The organism is Mycobacterium gastri (genome assembly GCF_002102175.1).
Taxonomy (GTDB): Bacteria; Actinomycetota; Actinomycetes; order Mycobacteriales; family Mycobacteriaceae; genus Mycobacterium; species Mycobacterium gastri.
On the sequence record NZ_LQOX01000077.1, the window covers coordinates 34,666 to 56,593 of the forward strand.

At 66.9% G+C, this 21,928-nt stretch carries 21 protein-coding genes and 3 tRNA genes; 13 read left to right on the forward strand and 11 right to left on the reverse strand.

What is annotated here, in order from left to right; genetic code table 11:
- The first annotated feature begins 20 nt into the window (after window positions 1-20).
- Together AWC07_RS07235 and AWC07_RS07240 are read left to right on the forward strand one after the other, a co-directional pair.
- The gene (locus AWC07_RS07235) at window positions 21-1,007 is read left to right on the forward strand and encodes a pirin family protein (RefSeq protein WP_036414643.1); all 987 of its coding nucleotides are present in this window, start codon (window positions 21-23) and stop codon (window positions 1,005-1,007) included.
- Window positions 1,004-1,303 (forward strand): GNAT family N-acetyltransferase, encoded by a 300-nt coding sequence (locus AWC07_RS07240; RefSeq protein WP_036414640.1) that lies wholly within the window; start codon window positions 1,004-1,006, stop codon window positions 1,301-1,303. The genes AWC07_RS07235 and AWC07_RS07240 overlap by 4 nt, the downstream gene beginning before the upstream one ends.
- Here the strand turns inward: AWC07_RS07240 and AWC07_RS07245 are convergent.
- The 4 genes from AWC07_RS07245 to AWC07_RS07260 form a co-directional block, all read right to left on the reverse strand.
- On the reverse strand, window positions 1,300-2,844 hold the full coding sequence (locus AWC07_RS07245; protein WP_085105015.1) for a PPE family protein: 1,545 nt from the start codon (window positions 2,842-2,844) through the stop codon (window positions 1,300-1,302). The genes AWC07_RS07240 and AWC07_RS07245 overlap by 4 nt on opposite strands.
- Before the next feature lie 238 nt (window positions 2,845-3,082).
- Window positions 3,083-4,384 carry an ammonium transporter gene (locus AWC07_RS07250; RefSeq protein ID WP_036419522.1) on the reverse strand — a complete coding sequence of 434 codons (1,302 nt, stop codon included), beginning with the start codon at window positions 4,382-4,384 and terminating at the stop codon, window positions 3,083-3,085.
- A gap of 213 nt (window positions 4,385-4,597) precedes the next feature.
- On the reverse strand, window positions 4,598-4,864 hold the full coding sequence (locus AWC07_RS07255; RefSeq protein ID WP_036419524.1) for a YdeI/OmpD-associated family protein: 267 nt from the start codon (window positions 4,862-4,864) through the stop codon (window positions 4,598-4,600).
- A 100-nt stretch (window positions 4,865-4,964) separates the two neighbouring features.
- Window positions 4,965-5,047 (reverse strand) — tRNA-Leu (locus tag AWC07_RS07260).
- A 279-nt stretch (window positions 5,048-5,326) separates the two neighbouring features.
- Here AWC07_RS07260 and AWC07_RS07265 point away from each other — a divergent pair.
- The 7 genes from AWC07_RS07265 (at window position 5,327) to pknB (ending at window position 15,228) form a co-directional block, all read left to right on the forward strand.
- Entirely contained in the window at window positions 5,327-7,018 is a 1,692-nt protein-coding gene (locus AWC07_RS07265; RefSeq protein WP_036419526.1) for a DUF3662 and FHA domain-containing protein, read from the forward strand.
- A 125-nt stretch (window positions 7,019-7,143) separates the two neighbouring features.
- A complete protein-coding gene (locus AWC07_RS07270) occupies window positions 7,144-7,611 on the forward strand; it encodes an FHA domain-containing protein FhaB/FipA (RefSeq protein WP_036419538.1) in 468 nt (155 codons plus the stop codon).
- 58 nt (window positions 7,612-7,669) lie between these two features.
- A complete protein-coding gene (locus AWC07_RS07275) occupies window positions 7,670-9,208 on the forward strand; it encodes a PP2C family protein-serine/threonine phosphatase (protein WP_036419528.1) in 1,539 nt (512 codons plus the stop codon).
- Complete coding sequence (locus AWC07_RS07280) at window positions 9,205-10,614, forward strand: FtsW/RodA/SpoVE family cell cycle protein (RefSeq protein WP_036419530.1); 1,410 nt, start codon at window positions 9,205-9,207, stop codon at window positions 10,612-10,614. The genes AWC07_RS07275 and AWC07_RS07280 overlap by 4 nt, the downstream gene beginning before the upstream one ends.
- Window positions 10,611-12,086 carry a D,D-transpeptidase PbpA gene (gene pbpA, locus AWC07_RS07285; RefSeq protein WP_036419532.1) on the forward strand — a complete coding sequence of 492 codons (1,476 nt, stop codon included), beginning with the start codon at window positions 10,611-10,613 and terminating at the stop codon, window positions 12,084-12,086. Before AWC07_RS07280 ends, pbpA begins: the two co-directional genes overlap by 4 nt.
- Window positions 12,083-13,351, forward strand: a complete 1,269-nt coding sequence (locus tag AWC07_RS07290) for a serine/threonine-protein kinase (RefSeq protein ID WP_036419533.1) — start codon at window positions 12,083-12,085, stop codon at window positions 13,349-13,351. The genes pbpA and AWC07_RS07290 overlap by 4 nt, the downstream gene beginning before the upstream one ends.
- A complete protein-coding gene (pknB, locus tag AWC07_RS07295; RefSeq protein WP_085105016.1) occupies window positions 13,348-15,228 on the forward strand; it encodes a Stk1 family PASTA domain-containing Ser/Thr kinase in 1,881 nt (626 codons plus the stop codon). Before AWC07_RS07290 ends, pknB begins: the two co-directional genes overlap by 4 nt.
- Here the strand turns inward: pknB and AWC07_RS07300 are convergent.
- Window positions 15,206-15,904 carry an aminodeoxychorismate/anthranilate synthase component II gene (locus tag AWC07_RS07300; RefSeq protein ID WP_036418476.1) on the reverse strand — a complete coding sequence of 233 codons (699 nt, stop codon included), beginning with the start codon at window positions 15,902-15,904 and terminating at the stop codon, window positions 15,206-15,208. The genes pknB and AWC07_RS07300 overlap by 23 nt on opposite strands.
- A gap of 22 nt (window positions 15,905-15,926) precedes the next feature.
- Window positions 15,927-16,670 (reverse strand): DUF881 domain-containing protein, encoded by a 744-nt coding sequence (locus tag AWC07_RS07305; RefSeq protein WP_036418473.1) that lies wholly within the window; start codon window positions 16,668-16,670, stop codon window positions 15,927-15,929.
- Window positions 16,671-16,802: 132 nt separating this feature from the next.
- Here AWC07_RS07305 and crgA point away from each other — a divergent pair, with 132 nt between their 5' ends.
- Complete coding sequence (gene crgA / locus AWC07_RS07310) at window positions 16,803-17,084, forward strand: cell division protein CrgA (protein WP_023369055.1); 282 nt, start codon at window positions 16,803-16,805, stop codon at window positions 17,082-17,084.
- Window positions 17,085-17,239: 155 nt separating this feature from the next.
- Window positions 17,240-17,665 (forward strand): PH domain-containing protein, encoded by a 426-nt coding sequence (locus AWC07_RS07315; RefSeq protein WP_036418472.1) that lies wholly within the window; start codon window positions 17,240-17,242, stop codon window positions 17,663-17,665.
- Window positions 17,666-17,674: 9 nt separating this feature from the next.
- Here the strand turns inward: AWC07_RS07315 and AWC07_RS07320 are convergent, their stop codons facing one another.
- Entirely contained in the window at window positions 17,675-18,223 is a 549-nt protein-coding gene (locus tag AWC07_RS07320) for a peptidylprolyl isomerase (RefSeq protein WP_036418470.1), read from the reverse strand.
- Window positions 18,224-18,378: 155 nt separating this feature from the next.
- Here AWC07_RS07320 and cwsA point away from each other — a divergent pair, with 155 nt between their 5' ends.
- Together cwsA and AWC07_RS07330 are read left to right on the forward strand one after the other, a co-directional pair.
- Window positions 18,379-18,807 carry a cell wall synthesis protein CwsA gene (gene cwsA, locus AWC07_RS07325; protein WP_036418468.1) on the forward strand — a complete coding sequence of 143 codons (429 nt, stop codon included), beginning with the start codon at window positions 18,379-18,381 and terminating at the stop codon, window positions 18,805-18,807.
- A gap of 29 nt (window positions 18,808-18,836) precedes the next feature.
- Entirely contained in the window at window positions 18,837-19,820 is a 984-nt protein-coding gene (locus AWC07_RS07330) for an amidohydrolase family protein (protein ID WP_036418465.1), read from the forward strand.
- 33 nt (window positions 19,821-19,853) lie between these two features.
- On the opposite strand, the gene AWC07_RS07335 is transcribed toward AWC07_RS07330, so the two are convergent.
- The 4 genes from AWC07_RS07335 to AWC07_RS07345 form a co-directional block, all read right to left on the reverse strand.
- Window positions 19,854-19,926 (reverse strand) — tRNA-Ala (locus tag AWC07_RS07335).
- Window positions 19,917-20,063: a hypothetical protein gene (locus AWC07_RS27465; RefSeq protein ID WP_167380027.1), complete on the reverse strand. Its 147-nt coding sequence runs from the start codon at window positions 20,061-20,063 to the stop codon at window positions 19,917-19,919. The genes AWC07_RS07335 and AWC07_RS27465 overlap by 10 nt, the downstream gene beginning before the upstream one ends.
- A gap of 26 nt (window positions 20,064-20,089) precedes the next feature.
- Window positions 20,090-20,163, reverse strand: a tRNA-Ile gene (locus AWC07_RS07340).
- Window positions 20,164-20,222: 59 nt separating this feature from the next.
- Window positions 20,223-21,107: a DUF3566 domain-containing protein gene (locus tag AWC07_RS07345; RefSeq protein ID WP_036418463.1), complete on the reverse strand. Its 885-nt coding sequence runs from the start codon at window positions 21,105-21,107 to the stop codon at window positions 20,223-20,225.
- Window positions 21,108-21,928 lie beyond the last annotated feature (821 nt).

The following is a 21,928-nucleotide window of genomic DNA, read 5'->3' on the forward strand; positions in this document are numbered from 1 at the left end:
GCGCATGACGAAGGGCGACGATGAGTAACCTCGAAGCCGCACCGGCTGAAGTTGCCTGCAGCGCTTCACAGACCGCGGGTATCGAGGTGCTGCACCCGCGGGAGGTTCCGCTGGGCGGACCGCGGGCGATCCCGGTACAACGCACCCTGCCGCAGCGCCAGCGATCGCTGATCGGCGCCTGGTGTTTCCTGGACCACTACGGCCCCGTGACCGGACCCGCCGCGCGGATGGACGTCGCACCTCATCCGCACACCGGGCTGCAAACGGTGAGCTGGTTGTTCAGCGGCGAGGTGGAACACCGCGACAGCGCGGGTGTGCACGCGATAGTCCGGCCCGGCGAGCTGAACCTGATGACCGCGGGCGCGGGGATCTGTCATTCCGAAGTATCGCTTCCTTCCGGCGCGGGGGCGGTCCTGCACGGCGCCCAGCTGTGGGTGGCTCTGCCCGACGCAGCACGCCACACCGGGCAAGACTTCGCGCACTATGCGCCTGATCCGATTGCGCTGCCGGGTGCCAAGGCACGGGTATTTGTGGGCGAGCTTGCCGGAAGCCGCTCGCCGGCACACACGTTCACGCCGCTGGTGGGCGCCCAGGTCGATCTGGACCCCAACGTTGCGCTGGACATCGACATCGACCCGGCATTCGAGCACGGGGTGCTCTGCGATGCCGGCGAGATCGCGATCGGCCAGGCTGCGCTCGCGGTCGGCGACCTGGGCTACCAAGGCCCGGGCCGCACCACCCTGCACCTGATCAACGCCGGGGTGCAGCCCGGGCGGGTGCTGCTGCTGGGCGGCACACCCTTCACCGAGGATTTGGTGATGTGGTGGAACTTCGTCGGTCGCAACCACGACGAGATCGTCACCTATCGGCAGCTGTGGCAAGACCGCGACGAACGCTTCGGCGCCGTCGCGGGATACCAGGGCACGCCGGCTCGGCTGCCTGCCCCGCCACTGCCCGCTACCCGGCTGCTACCCAGACAAGGATCGAACCGAAAGGATGCCGGATGACTGCCGACAAGACCGGTGCGCAGACCACGGTGGCCGCTGAGCAGGGCAGGTACACGATCGCGGTCGAGGGTAGAACCGTAGGCTTCGCCAGCTACCTGGACCGCGGCGATCAGCGGGTCTTCGACCACACCGAAGTCGACCCGAAGTTCGGCGGACGCGGGCTGGCGACGATTCTCGTCGAGAAGGCGCTGGAACAGGCGAAAGCGGACGGCAAGCGCATCGTCCCGGTCTGCTCCATGGTCGTCACCGTGCTCAAGAAACATCCGGAGTACGCCGACGTCACCGACCCCGTCTAAGTGCGCGCGTCCGAGCCGTCGGAGTCCCACGTGGCCGGCAGCATCGGGCTGGTCGGACCGTCATCGAAGCCGTGGGCGGGCAGCGTGATCAATCCGGCCACGTCGGCATTGCTCTTGGCCGCGGTACCGCCGAAGCCGATCGCGCCGGCCCCTCGGCTCGATGCGGCTGCACGCAGGTCTTCGACGTCTGTCGCGGGGTCTTTCACAGGGCCTTTCACAGGGTCATTGTCGGCGTCGCTGTCGATATCCATGAATTCGTCGGCGTACTGACGCTGCGGCGCCCTCACCTTGCGTCGGCGACGAGAACGCCGTTGTTCGCGTGCCGAGACCGCCGCGGCCGGGGCAGGCACACCAACCGACGGTGCCTTGGCGCCGCTGTTATGGGTCAACGCGGGTGGGAAGCCTTCGCCGGGGTCGAAGCCCCCCACGGCATAAGTCACCGCAGCCGGAGCCGCCGGTGCGGCGGGCGCGGTGCCGGCACCCGCCGCTGCCGAGGCAGCGGGCGCGGCGACCGGAGCGGTCACGCTTGAAGCCGCACTTACCGCCGGCCAGGCCACCGGATGCACGGCCGGCGCCACGGTCCCGCCGGCCCCACCGGCGATGTCACCCGCTGCGGCTGCCGCCGGAACCTGAACCACGAGCTGTTCACCCACGCCGATCACTACCCGCAGAATCGTCCCCAGCAGCGGATCGAGTATCAATTGGGGATAGGTGAGCGAGGCCGCGACCCAGGAGAAGGCCTGGTAGGCAACAGCGAACAAGAATGGCCCCCACACGACCAACGCCTGTGACGGATTGGTCAAGAAATCGGTGATCAGCTGCATGCCGTTGCCCACTGGGTCCTGCAAGAAATCGATGATCGGCGCGTATACCTGCTCGACGTAGCCAAGGTATGCCTGCAGCAGTTGCGAAGCCAGGTCCGCGAGGTTCAGTTGGTTGCCGGCGTCGGTCGCCGGCGCCAGGGCCGCCAGCTGCGCGGGGTCGGCGGTGTCGCCGGTATCCGCTTTGAGCAGCGGCGGCGCGGGTGATGTAGCCGGGACAGAGTCCGCCGCCACGTTCGACACCGTTTGATAGGTGCTCATCGTGGTGGCAGCCTGAACCCACATTCGGACGTAATCCGCCTCGTTGAGCGCGATCGGGATCGTATTGATGCCGAAGAAATTGGTCGCGACCAGCACACCATGCACAACGTGGTTGGCGGCCAGCTCGGCCAGGGTCGGCATGCTCGCCAGCGCCGCCGTGTAGGCCTGGGCGGCGACGTGGTGCTGTAGCCCGGCCGCAATGCTCTTGCCGCGGGCCTGCTCGAGCCACGCAAGGTAGGGGGCATGCGCGGCGACGTACTCGTCGGCGCTCGGGCCCTGCCACCAACCGCCCTGGACCGTGTTCAGTACGGCCGTGAGTTCGGCGATCGCCGAACCGTACTCGGCGCTGAGCAGCTGGTAGGCGCCCGCGGCGGCCAGGAACGGCCCCGGACCAGGCCCACTGGACAACAGCGCGGAATGAACCTCGGGCGGCAATGCCATCCAGACCGGCGCCGTCATGATCTGTCCCGCCTCAGGACCCCGGCACTGGCCACAGCGAACGTCGTCATAGGCTATCCCCCCGGCGCGTTGGCCCTTCGGCCGTGCGGGTGCTGGACCATGCGCACGGCCGCGGGCGAGTGTTTCGCTACCTCACGCCAATTAACCCGCCAACGGATCGGCTAAACCGATGCCGACCGATCTGTCCGCGAGTCGCCGTCATCGACAACCAGGCCGACCCCGATAACGCAGGCGCCACTCAGGTGTCTTCGTCCTCGTTCGGCCGCGGGCGAGGCCCGCTCCCCAGCGACGGGCGGCGGGGGGCCTGGTGCCCGTAGACCCCCTCCGGATAGGCGGTCTCGGCGTGCTGGGTGAGGTCGACACCGCTCACCTCGTCTTCTCGGCTGAGCCGGAACCCCATGAAACGCTCGATCAGCAGGGCCAGCACGTAACTGACCGTGAACGCGTAGAGGGTTACCACCACCATCGCCATCGCCTGCTTGCCGAGTTGGCCCATCCCGCCCCCGTAGAGAAGTCCCTTCGGGCCTTGGGTCATCACCGCGGTGGCGAGCAACCCGATCAACAACACACCGACCACTCCGCCGACGAAATGCACCCCTACGACGTCGAGCGAGTCGTCGTAGTTGAGTTTGAACTTCACCGCGATCGCGAAGGAGCACACCACACCCGCCACCAGCCCGACGACGGCGGCACCCAGGGCGTTCACCGTGCCACAGGACGGTGTGATCGCCACCAAGCCGGCGACCACACCGGAGGCGGCGCCGAACGTGGTCGGCTTGCCATCCCGGAACCGTTCCACCGCAAGCCATCCCAGCATGCCCAGGCAGCCGGCGACCAGGGTGTTGAGGAAGATCGCGGCGGCCAGTCCGCTGGCTGCCAGCGCCGAACCGGCGTTGAACCCGAACCAGCCGAACCACAGCAGACCCACGCCGAGGAGCACGAACGGCAGGTTGTGCGGCCGCATGGCTTCCACCTTGAAGCCGATGCGCGGACCCAGCACCAGCGCCAGCGCGAGCGCCGAGGACCCCGAGACGATCTCGACGACCAGCCCGCCCGCGTAGTCCAGCACCCCCATCTTGAACAGCCACCCGCTCGGCGCCCAAACCCAGTGCGCGATAACGCAATACACCGCCACCGCCCAGATGGGCACGAACACCATCCACGCTGCGAACTTGGCCCGGTCGGCGATGGCGCCGCTGACTAGGGCGGCGGTGATGATCGCGAAGCTTAGCTGGAAGGTGGCGTACAGCAGTTCGGGCACCGACCCGTGCAAAGTCTGCGGGGTTATGCCGAGCATCCCGGCGTGCGCAAGTCCGCCCAGAAATCCGCCCGCGCCGCCATCGGAGAACGCCAGGCTGTAACCGACCAGCAACCAGGCCACCGTCACCAGCGGTATGGAGATGAAGCTCATCATGATCATGTTGAGCACGCCGGTGGTGCGGACCATGCCCCCGTAGAAAATCGCCAGCCCGGGCGTCATCAGCAGCACGAGTGCGGTGCTGGCCAGCAGCCACCCGGTGGCGGCGGGATCGATGTCCAACTCTGCGGCTCCTTCGATAGTCGTCGATAAAACTGCCGGCGCGCAGTGTCGCCATAGACGGATAGACGGTAGACGAGGTGCGGCGAAGGTGGCCATCGATGTCGCCGCTGCGTCAAGGCGGGCCGATGCGACGGCTATGGCCGCTGGCCGTGACCGACGGCCGGGTCCTGACGCACCGCCAGCGGCGGTGCGGGACAAGGCGGTGTCGAGCCGTTAGCTGCCCGTGCGCTCGCGGTGCCGGCATCCGGGCCAGCAGCAGGGACGGCGCTTGCCTTCTTCCAGTTCCTCCTGGGTCCGGCGGATGCGCCGCTGTCGGGTCGTCGGTTGCTTGGCGTCCTCGACCCAACAGATGAACTCGTTACGCGCCAACGGCGTGATGTCGTTCCAGGCAGCCAAAGCCGTGGCGTTGGCGATCAACGCCTTACGCAGGTCCGCGGGCAGCTGATGCACCACCCCGCCGGACACTCGCGCACGACTCACCGGGCCACCTTCTTCTTGGCGAGGATTTCCAGCTTTGTGGAGGGGGATGGATCGCGCCCGGGTGCACTGCTCGACACCCCCCGGCGCGGTCCACTCACAGTGGGCGAAGGGGGACTTGAACCCCCACGTCCCGAAGGACACTGGCACCTGAAGCCAGCGCGTCTGCCATTCCGCCACTCGCCCGAAACAACCGGAGGACCATACCACTGTAGTAGCCACGCGCCCCAACCGCCGGCGCCAGGTCGACAACCCGCGCGGCGGGGGAGCGGGCGGAGGGGGATTCGCTCTGCGTCCTTGGCAGTCCTCGGCGCCGGGCTGTCACCTGCTGGATGTTTTCTCAGGATTCTCACGGTGCCACTGCGTCGCCGTGTCCCGATAGCATGTTTTGTGACCACCAGATGCGGGCGAGTCGTTTGCCTCGCGTCGACGATGACCAGAATCCAGTGAGGCGAGCGCTGAAAAATGGGTAGCCAGAAGGGGCTGGTTCAGCGCATCGAACGCAAACTCGAGTCAACTGTCGGGGATGCATTTGCCTGGATGTTCGGGGGATCGATCGTCCCGCAAGAGGTGGAAGCCCTATTGCGACGGGAAGCCGCGGATGGTGTGCGCTCACTCGAGGGAAATCGCCTTTTGGCGCCCAACGAGTACATCATTACCCTCAGTGTGCACGACTCCGAGAAATTAGGCGCAGACCCGGATCTCACGTCGACGGCATTTGCTCGGTACTTGGCGGACTATATCCAAGAACAGGGGTGGCAAACGTATGGTGATGTGGTGGTCCGGTTCGAGCGGTCGCCGAACCTGCATACCGGCCAGTTCCGCGCCCGCGGGACTGTCAACCCCGACGTCGAGCCCCGCCCGACGGTCACCGCATACGCCCGGCCACAATCGAACCACGCGTTTGGCGCAGAACCAGGAGTACCACCGATGACTGACAATCCGAGCTACCGCGGCGGTCCGGGGCAGGGGCCCGACGAGTATTACGACGACCGGTACCCGCGTCCGCAAGAGGAGCCACGCAGTGGCTCGCCCGCCGGGCCGGACCCGCGCGGTGGATATCCGCCGGAAGGCGGCGGCTACCAGCCCCAACCCGGATACCCGCCGCCCCCTCGTCAGCCGGACCAGGGCGGCGGCTACCCCGAACAGCGCGGCTACCAAGACCAAGGCGGCTACCCTGAACAGGGCTACCAAGACCAGGGCGGCTACCCCGAACAGCGCGGCTACCCTGAACAGGGCTACCAAGACCAGGGCGGCTACCCCGAACAGCGCGGCTACCCTGAACAGGGCGGCTACCCCGCGCCGTACGAGCAGCGTCCGCCCGGCTACCCCGGCCCCGGCTACGACCAGGGTTACCGACAAGGCGGCTACGGCCAACCACCCGGCGGCCAGCCCGGCTATGGCCAACCACCCGGCGGCGGGTACGGACAACCGCCGAGCGGCTACGGCCAACCGCCCGGCGGCGGCTACGGACAGCCACCTGGGGGCCAGCCCGGCTACGGCGGCTACGGCGACTACGGACGTGAGCCGGCGCGCCAGGACGAGGGCGGCTACGGCGGCCCGCCGGCCGCGCCGCAGGCACCGCCGGAACCCCAGCGGCCGGCTTATCCCGACCAGGGCGCCGGCTACGAGCAAGGCGGCTACGACCAGGGTTATCAGCAGGGTGGCGGCGGATACGGCCGTCAGGAATATGGATCAGGCGACTACACCCAGTACGCCGAAACGTCGGCGCCCGGCGGCTACCCCGCTCAGGGCGGCGGGTACGCCGAGCCGGCTCGCGACTACGACTACGGCCAGTCGGCGGTTCCCGACTATGGCCAGCCGGCGGGCGGCTACGGCGGTTACGGGCAAGGCGGCTACGGGTCACCCGGGACTACGGTGACGCTGCAGCTTGACGACGGCAGCGGCCGCACCTATCAGCTCCGCGACGGCTCCAACATCATCGGACGCGGACAGGACGCCCAGTTCCGGTTGCCCGATACCGGTGTCTCACGCCGGCACTTGGAGATCCGTTGGGACGGGCAAGTCGCGCTACTGACGGACCTGAACTCCACCAACGGCACGACCGTCAACAACGCACCGGTACAGGAGTGGCAATTGGCCGACGGCGACGTGATCCGCTTGGGCCATTCCGAGATCATCGTCCGCATTCACTGAACCCTCTGGGCACAATGCTGCCTCGCTTGACCTCGCACCGACCGCCTGACCAGTATCGTGACTTTGCTGAACTTCTCGGCATCACCGGCGCGGGGGTGGCGGCGCCAGGACGGAAAGGACGCCAGATGCAGGGGTTAGTACTGCAACTGACGCGTGCCGGCTTCTTGATGCTGTTATGGCTGTTCATCTGGTCGGTGCTGCGGGTGCTGCGCACCGACATCTACGCACCCACCGGTGCGGTGATGGTGCGCCGCGGGTTGGCGTTGCGCGGCACACTACTGCCGTTGCGCCAGCGCCGGCAGACGGCCCGCTACCTCGTCGTGACCGAGGGCACGCTGGCGGGCGCGCGCATCACGTTGAGCGGACAGCCGGTGTTGATCGGACGCGCTGACGACTCCACCCTGGTGTTGACCGACGACTACGCCTCGACACGGCACGCCAGGCTCTCTCAGCGGGGATCGGAATGGTACGTCGAAGACTTAGGATCGACCAACGGCACTTACCTTGACAGGGCGAAGGTGACGACTGCGGTACGAGTTCCGATTGGAGTGCCGGTTCGGATCGGCAAGACGGCAATCGAGTTGCGCCCGTGACCCGCGCCGGTGACGATGCAGTGGGGGCACGCCCCGCTCGCGGGGGAGAGCGGCGCTCGTGACCCTGGTCCTGCGATATGCGGCCCGCAGCGATCGCGGCCTGGTACGCGCCAACAACGAAGACTCCGTCTACGCCGGCGCGCGGCTGCTGGCGCTGGCCGACGGCATGGGCGGCCACGCTGCCGGCGAAGTGGCGTCCCAACTGGTCATCGCCGCATTAGCCCACCTCGACGACGACGAGCCCGGGGGTGACCTGCTTGGCAAGCTCGAGGCTGCGGTTCGTGCCGGTAATTCGGCCATCGCCGCCCAGGTCGAGATGGAGCCCGACCTCGAGGGCATGGGGACCACCCTCACCGCGATCCTTTTCGACGGCAACCGCCTTGGTCTGGTGCACATCGGTGACTCCCGCGGCTATCTGCTGCGCGACGGTGAGCTGACCCAGATCACCAAGGACGACACGTTCGTCCAAACCCTGGTCGACGAGGGCCGGATCACCGCGGAGGAGGCACACAGCCACCCCCAGCGATCGCTGATCATGCGGGCGCTGACCGGTCACGAGGTCGAACCCACCCTGACCATGCGCGAAGTTCGGGCCGGTGATCGCTACCTACTGTGCTCGGACGGGCTGTCCGACCCGGTGAGCGACGAGACAATCCACGAGGCCCTGAAAATCCCCGACGTCGCCGAAAGCGCCTACCGTCTTATCGAACTCGCGCTGCGCGGCGGCGGCCCGGACAACGTGACCGTCGTGGTGGCCGACGTCGTCGACTACGAATACGGCCAGACCCAGCCGATTCTGGCCGGAGCCGTATCCGGTGACGACGACCAGCTGACCCTGCCGAACACGGCCGCCGGACGGGCCTCTGCGATTACCCCCCGCAAAGAAGCCGTGAAGCGGGTTCCGCCGTCGGCCGAGACGTTCCACCGGCACCGCTGGTCGCGCCGGCGGATCATGCTTGTCGCTGTGCTGGCAGCGGTCCTGGTTGTCGCGGCCCTGTTCATCGGTCGCGCGATCATCCGCAACAACTACTACGTCGCCGAATACAACGGCACGGTGTCGATCATGCGCGGGATCCAAGGGTCCCTGCTGGGCATGCCCCTGCACGAACCGTATCTGCTGGGCTGTTTGAACGCACGCAATGACCTGTCCCAGATCAGCTACGGCCAACCCCGGGACCACCTCGGCTGCCATCTGATGAAGTTGGAGGATCTGCGTCCGTCCGAACGCGCTCAAGTGCAGGCCGGACTTCCCACCGGTTCCCTCGATGGCGCCATCAAGCAACTGCGTGACCTGGCCGCCAACTCCCTGCTACCGCCGTGCCCGCCGCCTCGCGCCACCTCGCCACCTGAGCCACCTACCCCGACCACCGCCAGCGGCACCCCCGAACCGAGCGTCACATCCTCGTCAACGCCCCCGACCACCCCAACGACCACTTCACCCGCCGGGGCCCCGTCCACCACGTCCGGCAGCGCCGGCCCCAACCACGCGAGCACTTCGCCCACAGCGCCCGCATCACCGTCGACGACATCGCCGACCGTGACCGCGCTCCCGCCACCTCCTCCGCAGCCGGGCATTGACTGCCGGGCGGCGGCATGACGGCACCACTGCAGGCGCCGGTGACGGTGACGCCCCCGTTGCCGACCCGGCGCAACGCCGAACTGCTGCTGTTGTGCTTCGCCGCGGTGGTCACCGTCACTGCGCTACTGATCGTGGAAGCCAACCAAGACCGCAGCCTCCATTGGGATTTGGCCAGCTACGGGCTGGCCTTCCTCACCCTGTTCGGCTTTGCGCACCTGGCCATCAGACGCTCCGCCCCGTTCACCGACCCCCTGCTGCTGCCGGTGGTGGCGCTGCTCAACGGGCTTGGCCTGGTGATGATCCACCGGCTCGACCTCGTCGAGGACGAGATCGGCCACCACAGTCATCCCAGCGCAAACCAGCAGATGCTATGGACCCTTGTCGGCGTGACCTCTTTCGCGCTGGTGGTGACCTTTCTCAAGGATCACCGCCAGCTCGCCCGCTACGGCTACACCTGCGGGCTCGCCGGTCTGGTCATGCTCGCCATACCCGCGCTGCTTCCCGCATCGTGGTCCGAGCAGAACGGCGCGAAAATCTGGATTCGCTTGCCCGGCTTCTCGATTCAGCCGGCCGAATTCTCCAAGATTTTGCTGCTGATCTTTTTTTCCGCGGTGCTGGTCGCCAAGCGCCGCCTGTTCACCAGCGCCGGCAAGCATCTGATGGGCCTGAACCTGCCGCGTCCGCGGGACCTCGCGCCACTGTTGGCGGCCTGGGTGATTTCGGTGGGTGTCATGGTCTTCGAGAAGGACCTCGGCACGTCGCTGCTGTTGTATGCGTCGTTTCTGGTGGTCGTCTACCTGGCCACCCAGAAGTTCAGTTGGGTCGTCATCGGTCTGGCCCTGTTCGCGGCGGGCAGCGTAGTGGCGTACTTCGTTTTCAACCATGTCCGGGTCCGGGTGCAGACCTGGTGGGATCCGTTCGCCGATCCCGAAGGCAGCGGCTACCAGATGGTCCAATCGCTGTTCAGTTTCGCCACCGGCGGCATCTTCGGCACCGGGCTGGGTAACGGCCAACCCGACACCGTGCCCGCGGCATCGACCGACTTCATCATCGCCGCCTTCGGCGAGGAGCTCGGGTTGGTCGGCCTGGCCGCCATTTTGATGCTGTACACGATCGTCATCATCCGCGGCCTGCGCACCGCGATCGCCACCCGCGACAGCTTCGGCAAACTGCTGGCCGCGGGTCTGGCGTCGACGCTGGCCATCCAGCTGTTCATCGTGGTCGGCGGCGTCACCAAGCTCATTCCGCTGACCGGGCTGACCACACCGTGGATGTCCTACGGTGGGTCGTCGCTGCTGGCCAACTATGTGCTGCTGGCCATATTGGCGCGCATCTCGCACTGCGCCCGACGTCCGCTGCGCACCCGCGCCCGAAATACGACGCCGATCGCGGCGGCCGGTACCGAGGTGATCGAGCGGGTATGAACGCCTCTCTGCGCCGGATCTCGGTGACCGTGATGGCGTTGATCGTGCTACTGCTGCTCAACGCCACGATGACGCAGGTCTTCACCGCCGACGGGTTGCGCGCCGATCCGCGCAATCAGCGTGTCCTGCTCGACGAGTATTCGCGCCAGCGCGGCCAGATCACCGCGGGCGGGCAATTGCTGGCCTACTCGGTGGCGACCGACAGCCGCTTCCGTTTCCTGCGGGTCTATCCCAACCCCGAGATGTACGCGCCGGTCACCGGTTTCTACTCGCTGCGTTATTCCAGTACCGGTCTGGAACGCGCCGAGGATCCGCTGCTGAACGGGTCCGACCAGCGGTTGTTCGGCCGGCGACTGGCGGACTTCTTCACTGGGCGTGACCCGCGCGGCGGCAATGTCGATACCACCATCAACCCCCGCGTCCAGCAGGCCGGCTGGGACGCGATGCAACAGGGCTGCGGCGGCCCCTGTAAAGGCGCGGTTGTGGCGCTGGAGCCGTCGACCGGCAAGATCTTGGCGCTGGTGTCGACACCGTCCTATGACCCCAACCTGCTCGCGTCGCACGATCCCGAGGTCCAGGCGCAAGCCTGGCAGCGGCTTCGCGACAGCCCCGACTCGCCGCTGACCAACCGTGCCATCGCGGAAACGTACCCGCCGGGTTCCACCTTCAAAGTGATCACCACCGCGGCCGCGCTGCAGGCCGGAGCCACCGACAGCGAGCTGCTGACCGCCGCAGCCGAGATTCCACTGCCCGGAAGCACGGCGACATTGGAGAACTACGGCGGCACGACGTGCGGCGCCGAGCCGACCGTGTCGCTGAGCGTGGCATTCGCCAAGTCGTGTAACACCGCATTCGTCCAGTTGGGCATCCTTACCGGCGCAGCCGCGCTGCGCAGGACGGCGCAGGCGTTCGGCTTGGACACTTCGCCCGACCCGATACCGTTGCAGGTGGCCGAGTCGACCATCGGCGCGATTGCCGACACCGCCGCATTGGGTATGACCAGTATCGGGCAGAAGGACGTCGCGCTGACCCCGCTGCAGAACGCCGAAGTCGCGGCGACCATCGCCAACGGCGGGATCACCATGCGGCCCTACCTCGTGGACAACCTCCGCGGGCCCGACCTGGCCAACATCAGCACCACCGCGCCATATCAGCAGCGGCGCGCGGTGTCGCCGCAGGTCGCCGCTAAGCTAACAGAGCTGATGGTCGGCGCCGAGAAAGTCACACAGCAGAAAGGGGCCATCCCCGGCGTGCAGATCGCATCCAAGACGGGTACCGCAGAGCACGGCACAGACCCCCGTCATACTCCGCCCCATGCGTGGTACATCGCCTTCGCGCCGGCACAGGCGCCGAAGGTTGCCATCGCGGTGCTGGTGGAGAACGGGGGCGATCGCCTGTTCGCGACCGGTGGTGCGCTGGCCGCGCCGATCGGACGAGCCGTGATCGAAGCCGCGCTGCAGGGGGGCCCATGAGTCCCCGAGTTGGTATGACGCTGTCCGGTCGCTACCGCCTGCAGCGGCTCATCGCCACCGGCGGCATGGGGCAGGTCTGGGAAGCGGTCGACAGCCGGCTGGGCCGGCGGGTGGCCGTCAAGGTGCTCAAGAACGAGTTCTCATCCGATCCGGAGTTCATCGAACGGTTCCGGGCCGAGGCCCGCACCACGGCCATGCTGAACCACCCGGGGATCGCGGCCGTCCACGACTACGGCGAGAGCCAGATGGACGGCGAGGGTCGCACCGCGTACCTGGTGATGGAACTGGTCAACGGCGAGCCGCTGAATTCGGTGCTCAAGCGGACCGGCCGGCTGTCGCTGCGGCATGCGCTCGACATGCTCGAGCAGACCGGCCGCGCTCTTCAGGTTGCGCACGCGGCCGGACTGGTGCACCGCGACGTCAAGCCGGGCAACATCTTGATCACGCCCACCGGCCAGGTGAAGATCACCGACTTCGGGATCGCCAAGGCCGTCGACGCGGCACCGGTGACGCAGACCGGAATGGTGATGGGCACCGCCCAATACATCGCGCCCGAACAGGCTCTGGGTCACGACGCGACCCCGGCCAGTGACGTGTATTCGTTGGGAGTTGTTGGCTACGAAGCGGTTTCGGGCAAGCGGCCGTTCACCGGTGACGGCGCCCTGACGGTGGCGATGAAGCACATCAAGGAACCGCCGCCGCCGCTGCCGGCCGAGCTGCCGCCCAATGTGCGCGAACTCATCGAGATCACACTGGTGAAAAACCCCCAGATGCGCTATCGCAGTGGGGGGCCGTTCGCTGACGCCGTCGCTGCGGTGCGGGCCGGCCGGCGACCGCCGCGGCCCAGCCAGTCACCACCGCCCGGCCGGGCCGCGCCGGCGGCGATTCCGTCGAGCGCGCCGGCCCGGATCGCGGGCAACCCCGCCAGCCGGGCCACGGCTCCGCGCCGCTCCCGGCCGGCGACCGGGGGAAACCGGCCACCGGCGCGACGTACGTTCTCGTCGGGCCAGCGGGCGCTCTTGTGGGCTGCCGGCGTCCTCGGGGCGCTGGCCATCATCATCGCGGTGCTCATCGTCATCAATTCGCGTGGCGACAACCAGCCGCAGCTGCCGCCCCCGACCGTGACCGACACCGGAAGCCCGCCAGCCAGCCAGACGCCGACCGGTCAGGGTTTGCGACTCCGGACGAGTTTCGGCACGGTCGACGACACGGACCTGCGGCCGACTCATCATGTGTCGCTGGACCGATACGAGACATCGCGATGACCACCCCTCGGCACCTCTCCGATCGCTATGAACTGGGCGACATCCTCGGATTCGGGGGTATGTCCGAGGTTCACCTGGCGCGCGATCTGCGGCTACACCGCGACGTGGCGGTGAAGGTGCTGCGCGCCGATCTGGCCCGCGACCCCAGCTTTTACCTGCGCTTCCGGCGGGAGGCGCAAAACGCGGCCGCACTGAACCACCCGGCGATCGTGGCGGTGTACGACACCGGCGAAGCCGAAACGTCCGCCGGTCCGTTGCCCTACATCGTCATGGAGTACGTCGACGGCGTCACCCTTCGTGACATCGTGCACACCGAAGGCCCGATGCCGCCGAAGCAGGCCATCGAAGTGATCGCCGACGCCTGCCAGGCGCTGAACTTCAGCCACCAAAACGGCATCGTTCATCGTGACGTCAAGCCGGCCAACATCATGATCAGCTCGACCAATGCGGTGAAGGTGATGGACTTCGGCATTGCCCGGGCAATCGCCGACAGCGGAAACAGCGTCACCCAGACGGCCGCGGTGATCGGGACGGCGCAATATCTGTCCCCCGAACAGGCCCGCGGTGATGCAGTCGACGCGCGATCCGATGTCTATTCGTTGGGGTGTGTGCTGTACGAAATCCTGACCGGCGAACCGCCGTTCACCGGTGACTCGCCGGTGGCGGTGGCCTACCAGCACGTCCGCGAAGACCCCATCCCGCCCTCAGAACGCCATGAGGGCATCTCCGCCGACCTGGACGCTGTTGTCCTCAAGGCGCTGGCCAAGAACCCGGAAAACCGTTACCAGACCGCCGCGGAAATGCGCGCCGACCTGGTCCGGGTGCACAACGGTGAGCCACCGGAGGCACCCAAGGTGCTCAGCGGCGCCGAGCGGCGCTCGTTGCTGGCGGCCACACCTGGACATCCCGCCGGTCCGCGTACCGATCCGCTGCCTCGCCAGGTCCTAGACCACACCGATCGGGACCGCACCACCCCTTCGGTGGGCCGCTGGGTCGCCGTGGTCGCGGTGCTGGCGGTGCTGACGATCGCCGTCACGATCGCCATCAACACCTTCGGCGGCAACACCCGCAAGGTCCAGGTGCCCGACGTGCGTGGCCAAGCATCCGCCGACGCCATAGCCGCGCTGCAAAACCGCGGCTTCAAGACCCGCACGCTGCAGAAACCGGACTCGACGATCCCGCCCGACCACGTCATCGGGACCGACCCGGCTGCCAACACCTCGGTGGGTGCGGGGGCCGACATCACCATCAACGTCTCCACCGGACCCGAGCAGCGTGAGCTGCCCGATGTCTCGTCGCTGACCTATGCCGAAGCGGTCAAGAAGCTGACCGCCGCGGGCTTCAGCAAATTCAAGCAGGCCGCCTCGCCGTCCTCCCCGGAGATGGCGGGCAAGGTCATCGGGACCAACCCACCGGCCAACCAGACCTCGGCAATCACCAACGTGATCACGATCATCGTCGGCTCCGGGCCCGAGGCCAAACAGATCCCCGACGTCGCGGGTCAGACCGTCGACCTGGCGCAGAAGAACCTCACCGTCTACGGCTTCACCAAGTTCAGCCAAGCGCAGGTGGACAGCCCGAAGCCGACCGGTGACGTGGTCGGCACCAACCCACCCGCGGGCACCACCGCTCCGGTCGATTCGGTGATCGAACTACAAGTGTCCAAGGGCAACCAGTTCGTCATGCCCGACCTGTCCGGCATGTTCTGGACCGACGCCGAACCGCGGCTGCGCGCGCTGGGCTGGACCGGGGTGCTGGACAAGGGACCCGACGTCGACGCCGGCGGGTCCCAGCACAACCGGGTGGTCTACCAGAACCCGCCAGCGGGTTCCGGTGTCAACCGGGACGGCATCATCACGCTGAAGTTCGGTCAGTAGTCCCGGCTGTGCCGGCCGCCGCGGTCGGCAGGTGCGGCCGGACGGCGGTGAGCACTTCGTTTTCCAGCCGGCGCACCAACGTGTCGTTGCGCGCCCAGCCGCAATAGGTCAGCCAGTTGGCCAGCATCCGGTGTCCGCCCTCGGTCAGGATCGACTCGGGATGAAACTGGACACCGTGAATCGGCAACTCGCGGTGACGCACGCCCATGATCACCCCGCTGCGGGTATGGGCGGTGACCTCCAGCTCGGCCGGCAGCGACTCCGGCAGGATGGTCAGCGAGTGATACCGCGTTGCCGTGAATGGGTCCGGAAGTCCTTGCAGTACACCGATGTTCGTGTGGTAGACGCTGCTGGTCTTGCCATGCAACAACTCGGGCGCGCGGTCGACGGTGGCCCCGAACGCCACGCCGATGGCCTGGTGTCCCAGGCACACGCCCAGCAGCGGGGTCCGCGCCGCGGCGCACGCCGCGACCATGCTCACCGACGCGCCCGCGCGTTCCGGCGTGCCGGGGCCGGGGCTCAGCAGCACACCCTCGAATTGCTCGGCGACGGCGTTCTCGTCGGCGAGCCGGGGATCGTCGTTGCGCCACACCTGGGCCTCGACGCCCAATTGGCCCAGGTACTGGACCAGGTTGAACACGAAGCTGTCGTAGTTGTCGACGACCAGAATCCGCATCGTGACAGGTTACCGTCCGGCCTCAGTAACCCACGGGCCCCAGCGGCTGCGCAAAATGCAGCCGGACCGGTTCGGAATGTCCGACGACCGGTACGTCGGACTTGCTTTCTTCGTGGTAGCCCAATCCGAACCGGACCACGTACTGCTTGTAGAGGGTCACCAACGGAGCCGCGGCCAAGGCTGCTTGCATCGCCGCGGGATTGCCGATCGCGGTGATCGTGTAGGGCGGGCTGTAAGTGCGTCCATTGAGCAGCAACGTGTTGCCGACGCAACGCACCACCGAGGTCGCGACGATGCGCTGGTCCTGCATCTGGATCGCCTCGGCGCCCGCGCTCCACACCGCGTTCAAGACGGCATCGATGTCCTGCTGGTGCACCACCAGGTCGTCGGGGGACGCGTCGCGGGGAAAGCGACCCTGGGCGTCGCGCTGCGCGTCGTTGAGCGTCACCACCACGCCGGGGCCGTGGACGGGGTTCATGCCCGCCTCGCCGGCCAGTTCGGCTGCCCGCCTGAGCATCGCCGCCAATGCGGTATCCGACGACGGAGCGTGTGCTGTGTCGATCCGTTTGGTCAGCGCGTCCCGCTGGGCATCCAGCCGGTTCACTGACGACTGGGCGTGACGGACGAGATCGACGAGCCGCGGCGCGTCGCTGTGGCGAATCTCCGCACCGCCGGAAACCCCATGCGTGGCGGCCAGCAACAAGCCGGCGAGCAGGCACACCAATGGAACACCGAAACGCCATGGCGAGCGCCGCTCATCGGTCATCACGTCTCCGTTTCCTGGTCGCGAGGCCAGTTGGGTTAGTCTCGTAGCCAAGCTTTGGCTGCATTGCAGTTGCAGTCGCAATCGTTGCACTTTGTCCGCTCACCGTGTTGTTGAGGTATCCCGAGGTATTACATGCCCAAGTCGAAGGTCCGCAAGAAGAACGACTTCACCGTCAAGCCGGTGAGCCGCACACCCGTGAAAGTGAAGGTCGGACCATCCAGTGTGTGGTTCGTCTCCTTGTTCATCGGGTTGATGCTGATCGGCCTCGTCTGGTTGATGGTGTTTCAGTTGGCCGCCCTCGGTAGTCAGGCCCCCAAGGCGCTGCAGTGGATGGCGGATCTGGGCCCGTGGAACTACGCCATCGCGTTCGCTTTCATGATCACCGGTTTGTTGCTCACCATGCGGTGGCACTGAGGCGCAGCGCACTCGAAATGAATTCATTTCGGGCCGGGCTCTTTACTGATCCAGCAACCTTGCGGTTCGTCAATCACATGGATGTGATTTATCCCCACTGTTGATAGCGTCTGTGGATAACCGAGTCTGCGGTGGTCGGAGGGTCTGGATAGCGCATGCAGCAAACACAGTGGTCGCCTCCGCCGGCAGGAATCGCTGGCTGCGGCGTTGCGGGCGTATTGATGGCTATCGGTTCTGTGACCTTGGTCACAGATCTGCCGGGGCGCGCGCTGGCCATGGTTGCGGCACTGGGTTTGATCTTGTTTGCCGGCATTTCCTGGCGCGCACGGCCGAAGCTGGCAATCACCGGTGACGGGCTGGCGATCCGGGGGTGGTTGCGGACGCAGTTATTGCGGCGTCCCGACATCAAGATCATCCGGATCTCTCAGTTCCGGCGTTACGCGCGCAACGTTCGACTCCTCGAGATCGAGACGGTCAACGACCGACTGTTCATCTTGTCCCGTTGGGACCTTGGGACCGATCCGCTCAACGTGCTCGATGCCTTGACCGCAGCCGGCTACGCCGGCTCGGGGCGTGGGTAGAGCGGTGGTTCAGGAGATGGTGATCGATTCGATCACCACCGGGTCGGTGGGCCGATCGTTGCCGTCGGTGGGTGTCGTCGCGATGGCGTCGACGACGCGCTGCGATTCCGGATCGGTCACCTCACCGAAGATCGTGTGGCGCCGGTTCAGGTGCGGAGTCTTGCCCACGGTGATGAAGAACTGTGAGCCGTTGGTGCCGGGCCCGGCGTTGGCCATCGCCAACAGGTAGGGCTTGTCGAATTGCAGTTCGGGGTGGAACTCGTCGGCGAACTTGTAGCCGGGCCCACCGCGGCCGGTGCCGGTCGGGTCGCCACCCTGGATCATGAAGCCGTTGATCACCCGGTGAAAGACCGCTCCGTCGTAGAACGGGCCGGCGGTGCCTCCCGATGCATTCTGGGTCGAGTAATCCTTGGTGCCCTGCGCCAGGCCGACGAAGTTGGCGACAGTCTTGGGTGCGTGGTTTCCGAAGAGGGCGACCTTGATGTCTCCGCGGTTGGTGTGCAGCGTGGCGGTGGCGGTCTGAAACGGGCTGTTGGTCACGGGATCACAGTGTGCCATTACCGGGTGGCGTGGCCGCACCCGGTGTCACCCGACGCGAACCGCGCGGTATTGAGGCAATGGGCCCGCGGACGTCCTTGTGGTGGCAGTCTGTGGGGGTATCGGAGTGACTCTGGGCTAAGGAATCGACCAGCCAGACACCAGAAAGGCGGCAGATGAGCGAGCAGGTGGAAACCCGGTTGACCCCGAGGGAGCGACTGACCCGCGGCCTGACCTATTCGGCGGTGGGCCCCGTGGACGTGACCCGGGGCGTCGTCGGACTCGGAGTACAGTCCGCGCATTCGACCGCCTCGGAACTTCGTCGCCGTTATCGGGAAGGCCGGCTGGCCCGCGAGATCGCCGCCGCTCAAGAAACACTTGCCCAGGAGCTCGCCGCTGCCCAGGAAGTGGTGGCGAACCTGCCCCAGGTGCTTCAGGAAGCACGCCGGTCCCAGCGCCGCGGTAAGAAGCGGGTGTGGGTGATCGCCGGTGCCGCCGTCGTCGTCGTGGCGGGCGGTGCGGTGGCATTCACCGTCGTGCGGCGCTCGTCGCGCCCGGAGCCTTCGCCGCGCCCGCCGAGTGTGGACGTGCAGCCGCGCCCGTAGGGCACGGAATCTCGGGGGCCAGGCTTGCGATGTCGCTGATTGCGCTGGAAGAGCATTACGCGTGGGATCCGGTCAGCTCCGACAATGTCGTCGGCAGCTGGCTTCGACTGCACAATCGCACCGCATATGAGCGGCTGTACGACCGGGGACCGTTGCGGCTGGCGCAGATGGACGCCGCGGGAATCGACTTCCAGATCCTCTCGCTGTTCGACCCCGGCGTCCAAGCCGACGCTGACGCCCAGCGTGCGGTCGACAGTGCGCGCCGGGCCAATGACGACTTGGCCGAGACGATCACCGCGATGCCGGACCGATTCGGGGCGTTTGCGACCCTGGCGCCCCAGGATCCGCAGGCCGCGGCGGCCGAATTGATCCGCGCCGTCACCGAATTGGGTTTCGTCGGTGGGCTGATCAACGGGCACACTCATGGGCGCTATCTCGACGACCCGGCCTACTACGGGTTGTTCGAAGCCGCCGAAGCGCTACACGCACCGATCTATCTGCATCCGACCACGCCGCACCCCGCGGTGCTGGACGCCTGGTTCAAGCCTTACCTCGGGGCGGGCCTGCACCTGGCATCGTGGGGTTTCGGCGTGGAGACCGGCACGCATGCGCTGCGGCTGATCTACTCGGGGTTGTTCGACCGCTTCCCGCGGCTGCAGATGATCTTGGGGCACCTGGGCGAAATGCTGCCGTTCGCCGCCCACCGGATCGATCGCTACTACGGTCTTGCCGGCGATCCGGATGCCGGGCACAAGCTGCGCCGGTTGCCGTCGGAATACCTGCGCTCGAACTTCTATGTGACCACCAGCGGCAACTTCTCGGCGCCGGCGTTTGCTTGCACGCTGGAAGTCATGTCGGCCGATCGGGTGATGTTCTCGGTCGATTATCCGATGGACGACAACATGGCCGGCGCGAAGTTCCTCGCCGATTTTCCGTTCGGCGACGAGCTACGGCAGAAGGTCGCCGCCGGTAATGCACAGCGGCTGTTCAAGGACAAGATCCCGGCGCTGTAGCTGCGACGCAGCTCGGGCTGCGGTCTTAGTCTGTGGAGCCTAGGGGAATCGAACCCCTGACACCCGCCTTGCAAAGGCGGTGCTCTACCAACTGAGCTAAGGCCCCTCATCGTTGCGGACCGGGTGACCGGGCGTGTGATCAGAGGCCGGATCCGGCGCCAGGTGCCACACTTCGGCGCTGCGCCGCACCCGCACCGCCGCCACCACCGCAGCGATCGCTGCCAGTGGTAACGCGAGCCGCACGCAACGCCTTGACGGGCACATGGTCGTGGGCCTAGGAGGACTCGAACCTCCGACCTCTTCGTTATCAGCGAAGCGCTCTAACCGCCTGAGCTATAGGCCCGGATTCCGGACACGGCCGAGCGACGAGATTACCGCAATCGCCGCCCCACCCCCAAAATGCTAATCCCGGTCGGCCAGCGTCACCTCGATGCCGCCGATCAGATCGGTGGTGAGGTTGTAGACGAACGCCCCGATGGTGGCCATCGCGGTCATCAAAACGATGTTGACCAAGCCGATCAGTACGGCGCCGCCGAAGATCGTGCCGCTGGAGACCAGTTCCGCGCTGCTTCCGCTGGTGTTGTTGAGCAGGTCGCCGACGTTGCTGTTGAGCTTGGCCCACACGCCCATCCCGCCGAGCACCAGGTACAGGAACGCCACCGAGATCATCCAGACGAAGAACAGGGCCACCGACAGCAGCAGCGACACCTTCAGCGTGCTCCACGGATCGATCCGCCGGATCTGCATGCTGGCCCGCACCGGGCCGCGGCCTCGCCGGGACGATACCTGCACCCGGGATTCGCGGGATTCGGTGGTCACCGGACGGCCGGCGGCGGCCGTAGGTCCCGGCGCGTCGGCCGGGCGGTCGGGCGCGGCCCTGCGCTGTGCCCGAGGGATAGGTCCCGACAGATCGGGCAACTCACTGGCGTAGGCCTCAACCGGTGGACCGTCACCGCGGGCCGGAAGTTCGTCAGGCTCGGGTGGGCTCGTCTTCACCGGCGCGGGCGGGACCGCCGGTGCCGAAGTACCGGTGATGAAGCGGTTCAACCGGGCGTCGACGGCAGAACTCGGGCCGGGTGGCCGCACGTCGGTCGGCGGATCGTTCGGTTGCCACTGCCCCGGCTGAGACGGCCAGGCGCCACCTCGGTGCCGCGACGCAGTGTCTGCGGGCTCTGACGTGCGGCCAGGCCCGGTCGTCGCCCGGTGTGCACCGGCACGCTCGGCCACAGCATCCCCATTCGGTAAGTCGCCCGTATTAGGGGCGCCCGGCTCGTTCGGTGAGGTCACCCCGACTCCTAACATGTATACCCAGGCCGCTGAGTCTAGTTGCCCTGGTCTTCGCGGGCGGATCCGCCATCCGGATGGTCATCGGGCGGGCTACACCACACCACCGTCACCGGCACCGCCGACCCCTCTCCGGCCCGAAATCCGGCCGCGGATTCAACATCGGCCGCGCTGCACCCGACCACGTATCCGGGGATTGCGATCGATCCGCCGCGCCGCAACCGCCACAACCGAGAGTACGAGGATTCGCCGTGAAAGCGGACTAGCACACCGCGTCCCCTCAATCGGCCACCGGCGGGCCCACGGCCAGTGTCGCCATGGTTGTCGTGGGCTCGGGTCGTCTTCGGCGTTCCTACTTCTTGTGGCAAATCGAATTGACGGCCGGGCCGGAAGTCACCATGTCGCCTTGGCGCAAGCGCCTTCGAGATCTGACGCAGATCACCTGCGCCACAGCGGTTTCTCGCAACAGGGCATGGTAGTTCCCCCTGCCGATGAGTGTTCATACCGACACCGCGCGCGGCCGCGCACCTCGTCGGCGCGGTGGTTGTCGCGTCGGGGATGCCGTTTCTCGGTGGCAATCTGCGCAGGGCTCGTGGCTCCCCAATCCGTACTTCCGTTTGGTGACCATCGCGCGCACCATGGAGAGATCGGCGGTTCTCACAAGATGGGAGTTGGGTCGGGAACTGGAGAAGCAATGAGCACTGACGGTAGGGCCCAGGGCCTTGGTGCCGCCGGTTTTCCGGCCGGTTGTCCGTCCCCTGGTGCCCCTGGTCAGGTCGGTGCCGCTCCAGCTCCCGCCACCTCGAACCGTGCATGCGGTTCTC